The organism is Sulfitobacter sp. M13 (genome assembly GCF_053474885.1).
The window spans coordinates 128021-140636 of the sequence record NZ_JBRKBN010000005.1 but is presented as its reverse complement, the minus strand read 5'-3'; the positions used below and the strand labels follow the sequence as shown (position 1 = coordinate 140636).

Sequence of the window (12616 nt, the reverse complement as noted above, 5' to 3'; positions counted from 1 at the left end):
TCCTTTAAATCGTTTGCTCTACAAGCCATGTCGCGATGCCGGGGAATGCCGTCAGCAGGATCACGGCCAGCACCAAGATCATAAAATAGGGGACGATCATGCGGGTAATTTCAAAGATCGACTTGCCGGTCAGGTTCTGAATCACGAACAGGTTGAACCCCAGTGGCGGCGTGATCTGCGCCATCTCGACAACGATGATCAGATAGATACCAAACCAAACAGGATCGATCCCCACGGCGGCCACGGCGGGCATGACAACCGAGGTCGTCAGCACCACGATAGAAATCCCGTCAAGAAAACAACCAAGGAGAATGAAGAATACGGTGAGCACCGCAATCAACCCCGGTGCGCCCAACCCGCTGGCAGAGATAATTTCCGCCAGTTGCCCGGGCAGACCGGAAAAGCTCATCGCCGAAGTCAGGAAGGCTGCGCCAAGCAGGATCAACCCGATCATGGCAGAGGTCCGGGTGGCACCCAGCAATGAGGATATGAAGGTCTCGGCGTTCAGTGAACGCCCAAAAGCCGCGATAATCAGTGCGCCGGCGACGCCGATGGCGGCCGCTTCGGTTGCGGTGGCCACGCCAGCATAGATCGACCCGATGACCCCGAAAATTAACCCGACCACCGGCAACAACATCCGCAGGCGGCGCAGACGTTCAGCCAACGGCATGCGTGGTTCGGGGGCAGGAACGCCGTCGGGGTTCATCTTTGCCCAGATTGCGATATAGCCCGAAAACAGCGCCATGAGCATGAGCCCCGGGATCACGCCCGCGATAAACAGGCGGTTCACGGACACTTGGGCCGCGACACCATAGACGATCATCACGATGGACGGCGGGATCAAGAGGCCAAGCGTACCCGATCCGGCCAAGGAGCCAATGGCCAGCCGGTCGGCATAGCCGCGCGATTTTAGCTCGGGCAGGGAAATGCGGCCCACGGTAGCGGTGGTGGCCGCCGATGATCCCGACACAGCGGCAAATATCCCGCAGCCCACAACGTTCACATGCGCCAAACCGCCGGGCAGTCGACCGACCCAAGGGGCGAGGCCGGAAAACAGGTCTTCGGCCAGACGTGTACGATAGAGAATTTCACCCATCCAGATGAACAGCGGCAACGCTGTCAGCGTCCAGCTGGCGGAATGGGCCCACATGGTGGTACCGAGGATCGCATCGACCGGCGTTGAGGTGAACATCATGAAGATGACCACGCCCGACGCCATGAGCGCTACGCCAACCCAAACCCCCAGCCCCAAAAGCAAAAGCAAGGTAACGACCAGAACGGCCGATTGCAGAAAAATATCCATGATTACTCGCCCCGACCTTGTTCGTTGGTATCATCGCTTTCAACTGGCAACCCAAGGATCAGGCGCAGCGTACGTTCGGCAAAAGCCAGTGCAAAAAGCACCGAACCCAGCACCATTGCAGATTGTGGCAACCAAAGCGGGACAGCGACTACGCCTTGGCTGACTTCGTTATAGGTCCAGCTTTCTTGGACGTAGCCAAAGATCGCCCAAGCGACCCAGCCCATCATCGCGGTGGCAAAGGCTGCCGCCAGAATGTCAGCGATATGACCCAGTCCATCCGGCATCAGCTGCCGCAGTGATGTGACGCGAATATGATCACCCCGTATCAACGTGGCAGGTAGGGCAAGGAAGATCGACGCACTGAGCCCCCATGCCGCGAAATCATCGGCCGACGGGATTTGGCTTCCCATCAATCGAAGGCCAATCTGCGACAAGATCAAGACCGCGATCCCCAGCAGGGACAGCGCGGCCAAGGCTCCGCAAAAATTGAAAAGATGGCGGGTCAGCATCATGGCGGCGGGCTCCGGATAAAGAGAGGGGGCAGGGTGCGGACACCCCTACCTGTTTGCAAAATAGGCCCGGGCGTTTGACTGCCCGGGCCTGCTAGGATCAGTTCAAAGCATCGACGATCTTCTGACCGTCTTCGCCCGCTTGTTCCAGCCATTCCGCACGCATTGTCGCGGCAATAGTTTCAAAGTCGCTGGCCAGCCCTTCGGGCGTCGGCAGGACGTTCATACCATTGTCTGCCATTGTGTCGGTTGCTTCGCCGGTGGCCACTTCGGCCATTTCAAAGCCACGGGTTTCCGCGAGTTCAGCCGCTTCCTGCAGCGCGGTTTTCACTTCTTCCGACAAGCCGTCGTAGGCACCTTTGTTCACGATCACCATGTTCTTGGGCAGGAAGGCCTGAACGTCATAGTAATGCGACACGAAATCCCACGCTTGGCTGTCTACACCCGTCGAAGGCGACGTGATCATGCCGTTGATGACACCGGTCGAGAAAGCTTGGCTGATTTCAGCGGTGGCAATGGTGGCCGGAACGGCGCCCAAAAGCTCGGCCAGACGCGCGGTCGACGGGTTATAGGCGCGGAATTTGACACCCTCGAAGGAGGATGCGTCGGTCACCTGTTGGTTCATGTAAACGCCCTGTGGCGGCCAAGGTGCGGCGAACAACAAGACGAGCCCGTCTTCTGCCAGCTTTTCTTCGTATATAGGACGGGACGCCTCCCAAAGGGTGCGGGCCTCGTCGAATGTCGTCGCTAGAAGCGGTACAGCGTCAGCAGAGTAAACAGCGTCTTCGTTGCCAAGCGCCGAAATCAGGACTTCGCCAATGGGAACGATACCGCGCTGGACGCCGCGCTTTAGTTCGGGGCGCTTGAGCAGTACCGAATTTGACACAACGTCAATTTCCAGTGCGCCATCCGACAGGCGGGCCACATCATCGGCGAAGGCGCGGATGTTCTTGGTCAGATAATTTCCATCTGGCGCGTCAGCTGACATCTTCCAGGTTTCGGCATGTGCCAGACCGGCTGTGAGGGCTGCGATCGCAGTACCGATGAGAAGGTGTTTCATATGAGGTATCTCCTTGTTGGGTGGTTTGTTGTCCCTGTCCTGTCGTGTTCGCAGAACAGGGTAGATGTCTCAGTCTTCGAGTGCGGGCAGGTCATTTTCGTCCAGTGACCACATCAGGCGGAAGGTTTCGGCCTCGCGCACTGCACCACCGAGCTTTTCGGTCAATTGGCGCAGGGTCGCTTCGGCAATCGGCTCCGACGTTACATCCACGGCGATGCAGGGTGCCAGCACGCGCCCCTCGGTGGTCTCAGACGGCAGCGGGGTAGAAAGGGTTTCGTCGGGGATCATGTGGTGCACACGCAGCACGCCTTCTTCGGCCATCAACTCGCTCAGCACTTCGCCAACGGCAGTGGTATCCATTGCATCCGGCACCAGTTCAATCAGAACCAGCGCACCGCCCCAGCCAAAGCCGCCCTCTTGGGCGACATGCATCACCCGACGGCGCGTGTTGGACATCCGCCCGAAGTTGGTGATCGACCACTGGGTCTGTTTGGTAAAGGCCTTACGGTAAACATCAGAGGTAAAGTCGGCGAGGCTGGTGGCGCGGTATAGCGCAAGGTAGCGGCGTGCAGAGCCCGATACCGCACGATAGCGCCGTGCACCGGTGAAGCCGGGAATGCGAACGCGCTCTTCCATATGTTCACGGTCATACCACTGATTGAAATCGGCCTCGTGATCGGGGTCGATATCGCTCCAGACGAAAAGCTGTGCCTGATCTGTCGTACGGATATTGCTCATTATGCATCCTAATCCCTGGACAAAGCCATCTCGTCACGTGGCGGGGCACGGCCTACCTCCGTTGATCTGCGGTCAAGCTCTGTCGATTGTTGTTGCGCCACAGTCGCCAAGATTGGGTCTATGGGCAAACGGGATTATTCAGGGGGGGGTGATAGGGTTTTCCGATCATACCATTTCTGGCTGCATCAAGTTTGTTGTTGATGGCGCTCTGCGCAGGCCCGCGCCAGATCGGCGATTGCCTTGTAAGTTGCCACATCGGAGCTTCGCCGCCAGATGCAATACAAGGGCAGAGGCGGTAGTTTCGCATCAACATCAAGCTCGTAAATGCCCGGCCCCGCCAAATCGCAGGCCAGTGGCAAGGTCGCAATCCCAAGTCCGCGCTGTGTCAGCCGGGCAATCGCTGCCATCGAGGTGATACAATGCACAATCGAAGGGCGCAGACCGCGGTCGCTAAAAAGCGCAAGAACATTGGCGTGAGGCCGCGAATTGCGGGTAAATGTGATCAGCGGGCTGGTGACAACATCGGCGAGGGACAGTTTTTCGTGGCGCATCCCCTCAGGGCCGAACCAGCCCATAGCCAGCGGCGGCAAATCCGCGCTGACACAGGTTTCATCGTGACGATCCTCTGTCGTCAGCAACATATCCAAAGCACCGCGTTCAAAGGCAGTGGCGATGTTTGGTGTGGGCTCGACCGTCAGTTCTAGCTCCAGTCGGGGATAGCTGCGCGCCACCTCTTCGATCAGGTCACACAGCCAGGTATGCACGACCGAAGACACCAGCCCCAGACGCACCCGCCCCGCAGCGGTGGTAGGATCGGACAGGGTGTTACGCAAATTACGTTCCGTCGCCAGCATGTCCTGCGCTTTGTCGAGGATCATTGCCCCAGCCACCGTGATCCGTGTCGCGTGGAATTCACGGTCAAACAGATCTACCTGAAGGTCCGTCTCCAGAGACGAAATCCGGCTGGACACCGTTGCTTGGCTGACATTCAACTGCTCAGCTGCCGCCCGGAAACTTCCCAAGTTGGCGACCGTGACAAAAGTTTCTAAAAAGCGCGTGTTCACTAAGACCCTCGATTATATTGTATGGTCGCGAAGGACGAGGGTAGGGCAAACCAACGTTAAAGTCACCTGTCCGCAAGTAGCAGTGGCATAAACTGCGTGTTGCTTGGCACCAATGGCGGATGTGTTGAAAACACTTTCATACAGCGCGATCGGGCCAAATTTGGCATTTCGCAGAAAGCGGCCGCTTGGCCATCGACCCGTTCTTTTAGTCGCGCAGACGCAGCAAATGAAGGCTGTGAGCCTATCGTTCCAAATACTGTGCAGTCTACGAATGTCAGCTTTTGAATTAACTGTCCGACGAGTTGGCTTCGCTTTTAAACCGGGCTTTGCGAAGTCGGGCTGTCTTCTGATGACGTACTTCTGCCTCGTCCTGAGTAATACGCCGCATAATGCGCGTGGTCTTATCCAGTGACGTTTCTTTCGGGGAAGTGTCGGAGCTAAAGACGGTCGTTTTAAGCAGTTTGGCCATGAGGGGTCTCCTTGAATATTTATGTAGCGATGTCGTGACGTAGCCAACCGGCCGGTCATCGCTCTGGCCGCAGAACCGGACGGCTTTGCGGCGAAGTGCTTTTGACAGATGAAGTGGGATGAAAGGTTATGCTGGTTCAGGTACGACCAGAACCGGACAAAGTGCCGATCTCGTAACCTTGCGGGCGACCGAGGTGTCGAGAAATGTTTCGAGCCAAGATCGGTTTGGGGAACCGACAACGATCAGATCGGCGTCAAACTCATCGGCATAAGCGACGATGACCTCCTCGATCTGGCCGCTACGTACCTCGATATCGGTTTCGACACTTGATCCGCAGGCGATCTTTAGCTCTTCGAGCTGATCGCGGCGATCTTCGATGATTTGCGCATCGTCACTCGCGGAAAAGGGAACTGCGGTGACCATTGGTCCTGCCGCCGCCAGTCCCGCCCCGTCGAACGCGGACGGGACAACATTGAGCAAGGCGACCTTGCCGCCCATACTCTCGGCCATATCAAAGGCGACGCCGGCAATTTCGTAGTTGAGATTCTGATCAACTGTAGTGACGACCATGATGCGTTGGAAGCGCGCTGCTTGGACGTTTGTGGTCTCTACGCCTTCGACATCTTTGACGTTTTCGAGATGAACAAGTGCAGACTGTAAATCCGCCGCGTTGCAGGATGGCGTTGATCTGGCCATGCCTTCAGACGTCGCTTCCCGCTTTTGACCGGCATCGTCAGCCATCGCCTTTAGAATTTTCACCTTGTCATCGTGGCCGAGCCTTACGTCGCTTAGGACATGATCCGGAGTTTCAAAGTAGCGCGAGGGGTTTGATACTCTTACTTTCGCATAACTGGTCATGGTGCACTTTCTTTACTGCGATTGAAAAGCAATCGGCAATAAGTGACTGAATGATGTGGGTTGCGACCACCCTGTTCGGGTTAGTCTATTTGGACCCTGCGGGCGGCTTGGACATCATGTTCCAGCACTCGCTTCAAACCCAGTTTCATGCAGGTTTTCTCAGTCCGTCTGTTTATTCATACAAGAAACAAAGGGAAAAATCAATGTCAGTGGCAAATAGCACGGGTCTGCCTCTCGATTCCGAACTGAATGCGTGACTGAGCACGCTCAGCAAAACGTGCAGGTCCAACGACTGACAGCTTCTAGCCCATATTGACTTCATTCTACGTTGCGGCAATGTTCCGAGGCAGTCAGTTTGAATGGACAGTAACGTGACGAAGATCAAAAAACGCACCTTTGGTGTCGTTGGTTTGGGCAACTTCGGAAGCTCTGTTGCGAAGGAATTGCAACGTTTTGGCAACCACGTCATCGGCATCGACATCTCCGAAACGCGCGTTGCCAGCCTTGCAGATGCCCTGTCGCAAGCCATGATCGTAGATGCGCGCGATGATGCTGCACTGCGCGATGCGGGCTTTGGCGACTGTGATACCGCCGTGGTTGCGATGGGCTCGGATCTGGAGGCCAGTATCCTGTCGGCGATGAACCTCAAGCTCGTGGGCGTTCAGGTTGTGTGGGCCAAGGCCACGACCAGAACCCATCACCGGATCTTAAAAAAGCTCGGTGTGGACAGAATCGTGCATCCAGAGGTCGAGATCGGTCAGCATATCGCGCAAATTCTGCACAATCCGCTTTTGCGGGATTATGTCAGCCTTGGGAACGGTTACCATGTAGTGAATTTTCGCATCCCCGAGGGCCTTGAGGGCCGGCGCCTGACCGAATTGCCGCATGGGAAAACCTATAATCTGCGCTGCATCGGCGTCATGCGGGGGAGCGAGTTCATCGGTCAGGATGGTGACGAATGTCAATTGCAACGCGATGATCTTCTTTTACTGTTGGGCCAGCGGAAAGACCTGCACAGCTTTGCGGCCAGCCTTTGACAATGGCGACGTCGTTTCGGGTGCTCTTCAGGCGGAAAAAGACCCTGGGGATGCCGCCGCCAGCGCTTTTGTCGCTTTATTACATGGCGTTTATCATTCTGGGCGCGGTCCTGCTGTGGATGCCGATCTCGCATCACGGTGACATAGGTCTGGGCGAAGCGCTATTCACCTCGACGTCTGCGGTAACCGTCACAGGGCTGGTGCTCTTTGATACCGGGGCGACTTTCACGGGCTTTGGTCAAGCAGTCATTGCGACGCTGATCCAGCTTGGCGGTCTCGGCCTCATGACCTTTGCGGTACTGTTGCTGGGCGCGCTTGGCATCCCCATTGGCATGCCGCAACGGCTGATCCTGCGCGAGGACCTGAACCAGACATCGCTGTCGAACCTGTCTTACATCGCCCGGATGATCCTGATTATTGCCGTTGCCTGTGAGGCTGTGGGTGCTGCCCTCCTGGCCTTGGTCTTTGTCCCCGAATTTGGCTGGGCAGGGCTGTGGCAAGCGGTTTTCCACTCGATCTCAGCCTTTAACAATGCCGGATTTGCCCTGCATCCCGACAGTCTTTCGCAATGGGTCGGAAACCCGATTGTCAATTTGGTGATCCCTGCGCTTTTCATTCTCGGCGGGCTTGGGTTTATCGTGGTCGGCGACGTGTACCGTACGCGGAATTGGCGCAAACTGACCCTGCATTCTAAGCTGATGCTTGTGGGCACCGCACTTCTGATCACTTGGGGCAGTTTCATGTTCGGCCTGCTGGAATGGCAAAACCCCGAGACGCTCGGCCCCCTAAATGTTGTTGAAAAACTGTGGGCAAGTTGGTTTCAAGGCACCACGCCGCGCACCGCCGGCTTTAACACGATCAATACCGGCGGGATGCATGATAGCACGTCTTTGTTGACCATGACGCTGATGCTGGTGGGCGGCGGCAGTACCTCCACTGCGGGTGGTATCAAGGTTACGACGCTCTTCGTCCTGCTGCTTGCGACGATCGCATTCTTCCGGCGTCAAACCACCTTGCATGCTTTCGGTCGGTCCTTGGGGCTGGACGAAGTTATGAAGGTCTTGGCACTCACCACCATTTCGATGCTGCTCATCCTGACAGGGGTTTTCGTGATGACGATCAACCATGACGGTCAGTTCACTGACATTGCCTTTGAGGTTACATCCGCTTTTGGAACGGTCGGCCTGTCGCGGGGAATTACCAGCGAGTTGGATGGCATCGGGCGCGGCATCATCATGACGATCATGTTTGTGGGCCGGGTCGGGCCACTGGCGATCGGCTTCTTCTTCGCCACAAGGAGCGTTCCGAAGGTGAAGTATCCGGCGGGACAGATCTATCTGGGGTGAGTCAGGAACCGCTTGATCTATGAAAGCTCTTCCAAGATTGGCACTGTCTTCATGTGGGTCTCTACGGCTGATCTGACTTCATCGCTCATCGGCAAGTTTGGCGCTTCTGCATCCCAATGCTCCCGAAAAAGCTGAACGGTCTCTTTAGCCGCATCAATCGCCATCTTTTTCGGTATGGCCGCTTTCACCGCGAGATGTGACAGCTCATCCAACGAGAACGCCGAGAAAACTTTTGCGCGGCTGATCTTCATGTTGGTCGCATCGCCCGGAATGTAGGGAACGGTCGCCACAAAGTCGTAAGCCGGTGCCAGCGATACATGCCGCCTGTCCGGATAGATCAACGACCAGTTCTTCATGTGCATATCAGCGTTGCCGATCAGCATGTTAAAGGTCAGACGCCGGACATATTCGATGATGTCCGCATCATTCCCTTCAGCGGCGATCACCTGAGCGATGTTCCGGAATGTGCCATTGCCGTACTTGTCCTCGGGATAGAGCCCATAGACCTGTGCGAAATCCTCGATATGCACGCGCGATCCGTCGGAGAGCCGGTCAAAGCGCTCAATCACAAAGGCATGTTTGCCGATCTTATCGATGCCTTCGGGCAGGTTCTTGATTGCATCTACACTGACCAGATCAATTGCAGGCACGTTCATCCCGATAAGGCTAGCCAGCTTCATCATCGAGAATTCATTTTCAGGGACACCTGAGAATTCGCGAGAGGGAAGCTTGACGATCCAAGAGCCCCCGACGCCAGAGGCGGGGATGGTCAGTCCGCCGCTTGCTTCCATCACGGCGGAAAACTTCAGCTGAACACCTGCCAGCGAGAAGCGCAGCGCGTTTTCGCGGTGATTATCGCCATGGTTGCCGGCACCCCCGTCAGCATCCGGCGGCCAGGCTTCACCATCGGAAGGGGTTATTGTGATTGCGCCGGGCAAGTCACGGCCAAGTGCCCAAAGTAGATAGAATTCACGTTCGGGATTTACGCCCGCTTGTTCAGCCAGATATTTGCGCAGATGACCTTCGGGTAGAAGATTAGAGAAAAAAGGCATGACGCGCTTTTGATAGGGCCTGAAGTCCGTATAAAGCTCCCCGAATTCTTCCTTGAAGGCGAGGCCGAGGGTCGGCCTGTCAGGGTTTTCGATGTACGCGTCAGTGAAGGCGAAGAAGGTGCGATCGCCGCCGACATTGGTGAGCGTGCCGATCGGCTTGCCATACAGGTTCACATCGAGAACGGAGAGACTATTCATCGCTATCTTTATCAAGGCGATAGGCCGGACGCGGCGCGCGCGCTCGATCCTCGTGAGCCACCCCCTGAGCCAGCGTGTTGCGCAAACTATTCATGTGCCTTTCTGCCTCCTGCAGTGCTGCCACGCCACCCGCGCCATCTACGGCCTTGAGGGCCTCATGGATGCTGCGCAATGTGTCAGTATTCCGGATCAGATTTCCAAACTGTCGGATCTCTCGAAACTGCCGCTGCAGGTTTTCGACGGCGGGACTATCGATCTTGAGCGACTGGATATGCTCAAGCTGCTTGGCAAGCCGTGCAATCTCTTTGTGCACTTCCGGCGTGACCTTCGGCGCGTCGCTTACGCTCCGGGTGATCGTTCTGACGGCGGGCGCTGCTTTGTGCGGCACAAGCGCCAGTTCCAGATCGAGTGCGTTGGCGATGGCGGTCAGGCTCGAGATGGTGAGATTGACCGCGCCGCTCTCGATCTTGGAGATGTGCGACTGCGGCACGCCTGCACGGGCACCCAACGCGCGCTGGCTAAGCCCTTTATTCTCGCGCGCAGCCTTCAGTGTCGCCGCTAACTTCTCGCTCTCATAGCTCATCTTGATATATTCCTAGACATCAAACAAACCTGTTGATCTGCTTTGATGTATCATGTGAGGCACGGATCATCAAGTTATGATCTATTAAAGTGTATACATATACGGCCATGATATATTTTGTCACATCAGTATGCGACTAGCCAAGCCAAGAGGCACCCTGAGTGCGTCTGAGCAAAGATACCCTTGTCGTTCCAGCGCTTCCACCGGTTGTACAGCGTCTTGTCTGGGCACTCAAAGCGCGCCGATCATCGACGCGTGGCCTGCCGTGGGACTTTTGGGGCACCTTATATTTCATCTCGTCTTCGGACGTTAGCAACGGTCTGACCAATTTTAAGGTAACGGTTGGCTGCCCCCCGAAAGGCCGTTCTTCGATGCAATAAGTCGAAGTTATATTTAATCTGCACAACAGATGGGCACCTGCGTCTCTTACGCTTAGTTTTTGCGCTGACTGGGCCGGCTGCCCCGGCCTCATAAGATGGGCGAGATTGATCTTATACCGTTCATCGCGGATCAAAGCGGATGAATGAAAACCTGCGCATTCTGGTAGTAGAACCAAACCCCGACCGCGTTCGTGATATCGTGGATGCGTTGCGTGAGGCGGGCTGGTCCGACGTGAAAGCCCTGTCGCAGATTTCGGAGTTGAACCGGACGGTCAGGGAATTTGCACCTGATATTGTCCTCATAGATCTTGCCAACCCCGACCGCGATACGCTTGAACATATCTCCTACGCGACCGAGACGACGAAGCGGGCGGTCGCGCTGTTTGTGGATCAGACAGATGAAAACCTGACCCAGGCCGCGTTGAATGCAGGGGTGAGCGCCTATGTGGTGGATGGCCTCCAGATGGATCGGATCAAGCCCGTGCTGCAAACCGCGATCGCGCGCTTCAAAATGATGCGTCAGATCCACTCGGAACTGAGTGCGGCCAAGCAGGCGCTGGAGGATCGCAAGACGATTGACCGCGCTAAGGGGATCCTGATGCGCCAGCGTGGCATGCCCGAGGATGAGGCCTATAAACTATTGCGCACGACCGCGATGAGCCAGAACCGCAAGGTCATCGACGTGGCGCATGCATTGGTGACGGCAGCGGATCTATTGTCATGAGCGAGCTTGTTCTGAACTGCGGCTATGTTCCGCTAGTTGACTGCGCGCCGCTGGTGATTGCCGAAGAACTGGGATTTGCCGCCGAGCAGGGGCTCGCGCTCAATCTCCTGCGCCAGCCTTCATGGTCTGCGCTGCGCGATATGCTGGCCTTGGGACATCTGGACGCGGCGCAGATGCTGTCACCGATGCCCGTGGCCATGTCCATCGGGATGGGCGGATTGCCCGCGCGCGTGGATGCCCTGATGGTATTGTCTGTAAACGGCACCGTCTTTGGCGTGTCGAACGCCGTCGCTTCCGAGTTGGGTGATGTGCGATTTGGGGACACCACCGCGTTGCTGGCGGGCCTGAGCGCGCGCGGCGGCAAGCCGTTGCGCGTGGGTATCCCCTTCCACTATTCGATGCACCGGCTGCTGCTATCCTATTGGGCAGCCCAAGCGCCCGACCTGCAGATCGAGGAAGTCACCGTGCCGCCAATGCGAATGGCGGACGCCGTGTCGGATGGGTTTGTCGATGCCTTTTGGGTCGGCGAGCCGTGGGGCGGCGTGGCCGTGCAGAATAACGTTGCCCAGCTGATGATGGCAGGCCGCGATGTTTGGCAATTCGCGCCGGAGAAGGTGCTTGCCGCGCGCCATGACTGGGCGTCGCAGAACGCAGACAGTGTGCGTCGCCTGATGCGGGCGGTATACCAGGCCTCTGCTTGGCTTGATGCGCCGGGAAACAAACCGCTGGCCGTAGAGATACTGGGCCGCAGTGAACACCTAAGTATGTCGCCCGATCTGATTGATCCGGCCCTGACGGGGCATATTGTGCCGAAGACGGACGCCCCACCGATTATTGTAGACCGGTTCTTGCAGTTCAACCGCCATGCCGCGTCTTTCCCGTGGCGCAGTCAGGCCGCATGGATCGCGCATCAGTTGGGCGCAAACGCCGAAGGCATTGAGAAAGCCAAAGCCTGCTTCCGCTCAGACCTCTACCGTCAGAATCTATCCGACATCGGGGTCGATATGCCCGAAGCGTCCGAGAAAGAAGAGGGCGCGCTGATATCTTCGACCGCTGTTGCGTCCATCCGGGGGCAGATGATTCTTTCTCCCGATGCCTTCTTCGACGGCAAAACGTTTGATTTCGCTGCAGCTGCACGCTGAATTATTAAGCGAGTTCTGCATAGGCGTTTGAATATGCGCCGCGATGCAGAAAATTCATTGCGCAAAGCCTCGCGTCTGCGCCACCCTTTATACCAAGGGACAACGTTGTCCGACCTACACCGCTGACCAATGCTGGTCGCACATCTCTCAAGA

Annotated in this window: 13 protein-coding genes; 4 read left to right on the top strand and 9 right to left on the bottom strand. The window is 56.7% G+C overall.

Annotated elements, in window-relative coordinates:
- Positions 1–4: 4 nt before the first annotated feature.
- The 7 genes from ACVBAU_RS18535 to ACVBAU_RS18505 form a co-directional block, all read right to left on the bottom strand.
- A complete protein-coding gene (locus ACVBAU_RS18535) occupies positions 5–1303 on the bottom strand; it encodes a TRAP transporter large permease (RefSeq protein WP_448329617.1) in 1299 nt (432 codons plus the stop codon).
- 2 nt (positions 1304–1305) lie between these two features.
- The gene (locus ACVBAU_RS18530) at positions 1306–1815 is read right to left on the bottom strand and encodes a TRAP transporter small permease (RefSeq protein ID WP_237272879.1); all 510 of its coding nucleotides are present in this window, start codon (positions 1813–1815) and stop codon (positions 1306–1308) included.
- Positions 1816–1912: 97 nt separating this feature from the next.
- Positions 1913–2872, bottom strand: a complete 960-nt coding sequence (locus ACVBAU_RS18525) for a TRAP transporter substrate-binding protein (protein ID WP_448329615.1) — start codon at positions 2870–2872, stop codon at positions 1913–1915.
- Between the two features lie 69 nt (positions 2873–2941).
- The gene (locus ACVBAU_RS18520) at positions 2942–3610 is read right to left on the bottom strand and encodes a DUF4286 family protein (protein ID WP_237272877.1); all 669 of its coding nucleotides are present in this window, start codon (positions 3608–3610) and stop codon (positions 2942–2944) included.
- A gap of 185 nt (positions 3611–3795) precedes the next feature.
- Positions 3796–4632 carry a LysR family transcriptional regulator gene (locus ACVBAU_RS18515; protein ID WP_237272876.1) on the bottom strand — a complete coding sequence of 279 codons (837 nt, stop codon included), beginning with the start codon at positions 4630–4632 and terminating at the stop codon, positions 3796–3798.
- A 328-nt stretch (positions 4633–4960) separates the two neighbouring features.
- Positions 4961–5143 (bottom strand): hypothetical protein, encoded by a 183-nt coding sequence (locus ACVBAU_RS18510; RefSeq protein WP_448329613.1) that lies wholly within the window; start codon positions 5141–5143, stop codon positions 4961–4963.
- 126 nt (positions 5144–5269) lie between these two features.
- Positions 5270–6001: a universal stress protein gene (locus ACVBAU_RS18505; protein WP_448329611.1), complete on the bottom strand. Its 732-nt coding sequence runs from the start codon at positions 5999–6001 to the stop codon at positions 5270–5272.
- Positions 6002–6360: 359 nt separating this feature from the next.
- Here ACVBAU_RS18505 and ACVBAU_RS18500 point away from each other — a divergent pair, with 359 nt between their 5' ends.
- Both ACVBAU_RS18500 and ACVBAU_RS18495 read left to right on the top strand, forming a co-directional pair.
- On the top strand, positions 6361–7038 hold the full coding sequence (locus ACVBAU_RS18500; RefSeq protein ID WP_448329810.1) for a potassium channel family protein: 678 nt from the start codon (positions 6361–6363) through the stop codon (positions 7036–7038).
- Positions 7039–7088: 50 nt separating this feature from the next.
- The gene (locus ACVBAU_RS18495) at positions 7089–8384 is read left to right on the top strand and encodes a TrkH family potassium uptake protein (RefSeq protein WP_448329809.1); all 1296 of its coding nucleotides are present in this window, start codon (positions 7089–7091) and stop codon (positions 8382–8384) included.
- A 17-nt stretch (positions 8385–8401) separates the two neighbouring features.
- Here the strand turns inward: ACVBAU_RS18495 and ACVBAU_RS18490 are convergent, their stop codons facing one another.
- Both ACVBAU_RS18490 and ACVBAU_RS18485 read right to left on the bottom strand, forming a co-directional pair.
- Positions 8402–9634 (bottom strand): type II toxin-antitoxin system HipA family toxin, encoded by a 1233-nt coding sequence (locus ACVBAU_RS18490; protein ID WP_448329808.1) that lies wholly within the window; start codon positions 9632–9634, stop codon positions 8402–8404.
- The gene (locus ACVBAU_RS18485; protein WP_448329807.1) at positions 9627–10217 is read right to left on the bottom strand and encodes a helix-turn-helix domain-containing protein; all 591 of its coding nucleotides are present in this window, start codon (positions 10215–10217) and stop codon (positions 9627–9629) included. The genes ACVBAU_RS18490 and ACVBAU_RS18485 overlap by 8 nt, the downstream gene beginning before the upstream one ends.
- Positions 10218–10736: 519 nt before the next feature.
- On the opposite strand from ACVBAU_RS18485, the gene ACVBAU_RS18480 reads away from it, so the two are divergent.
- A complete protein-coding gene (locus tag ACVBAU_RS18480; protein WP_237272869.1) occupies positions 10737–11321 on the top strand; it encodes an ANTAR domain-containing response regulator in 585 nt (194 codons plus the stop codon).
- The gene (locus tag ACVBAU_RS18475; RefSeq protein WP_448329806.1) at positions 11318–12463 is read left to right on the top strand and encodes a CmpA/NrtA family ABC transporter substrate-binding protein; all 1146 of its coding nucleotides are present in this window, start codon (positions 11318–11320) and stop codon (positions 12461–12463) included. Before ACVBAU_RS18480 ends, ACVBAU_RS18475 begins: the two co-directional genes overlap by 4 nt.
- The last annotated feature ends 153 nt before the right edge of the window (positions 12464–12616 follow it).

What these genes read in the sequence shown, in the direction of transcription:
- ACVBAU_RS18535 (WP_448329617.1), bottom strand. Translation starts at nt 1,303, where the DNA reads ATGGATATTTTTCTGCAATCGGCCGTTCTGGTCGTTACCTTGCTTTTG.
- ACVBAU_RS18530 (WP_237272879.1), bottom strand. Translation starts at nt 1,815, where the DNA reads ATGATGCTGACCCGCCATCTTTTCAATTTTTGCGGAGCCTTGGCCGCG.
- ACVBAU_RS18525 (WP_448329615.1), bottom strand. Translation starts at nt 2,872, where the DNA reads ATGAAACACCTTCTCATCGGTACTGCGATCGCAGCCCTCACAGCCGGT.
- ACVBAU_RS18520 (WP_237272877.1), bottom strand. Translation starts at nt 3,610, where the DNA reads ATGAGCAATATCCGTACGACAGATCAGGCACAGCTTTTCGTCTGGAGC.
- ACVBAU_RS18510 (WP_448329613.1), bottom strand. Translation starts at nt 5,143, where the DNA reads ATGGCCAAACTGCTTAAAACGACCGTCTTTAGCTCCGACACTTCCCCG.
- ACVBAU_RS18505 (WP_448329611.1), bottom strand. Translation starts at nt 6,001, where the DNA reads ATGACCAGTTATGCGAAAGTAAGAGTATCAAACCCCTCGCGCTACTTT.
- ACVBAU_RS18500 (WP_448329810.1), top strand. Translation starts at nt 6,361, where the DNA reads ATGGACAGTAACGTGACGAAGATCAAAAAACGCACCTTTGGTGTCGTT.
- ACVBAU_RS18495 (WP_448329809.1), top strand. Translation starts at nt 7,089, where the DNA reads ATGCCGCCGCCAGCGCTTTTGTCGCTTTATTACATGGCGTTTATCATT.
- ACVBAU_RS18490 (WP_448329808.1), bottom strand. Translation starts at nt 9,634, where the DNA reads ATGAATAGTCTCTCCGTTCTCGATGTGAACCTGTATGGCAAGCCGATC.
- ACVBAU_RS18485 (WP_448329807.1), bottom strand. Translation starts at nt 10,217, where the DNA reads ATGAGCTATGAGAGCGAGAAGTTAGCGGCGACACTGAAGGCTGCGCGC.
- ACVBAU_RS18480 (WP_237272869.1), top strand. Translation starts at nt 10,737, where the DNA reads ATGAATGAAAACCTGCGCATTCTGGTAGTAGAACCAAACCCCGACCGC.
- ACVBAU_RS18475 (WP_448329806.1), top strand. Translation starts at nt 11,318, where the DNA reads ATGAGCGAGCTTGTTCTGAACTGCGGCTATGTTCCGCTAGTTGACTGC.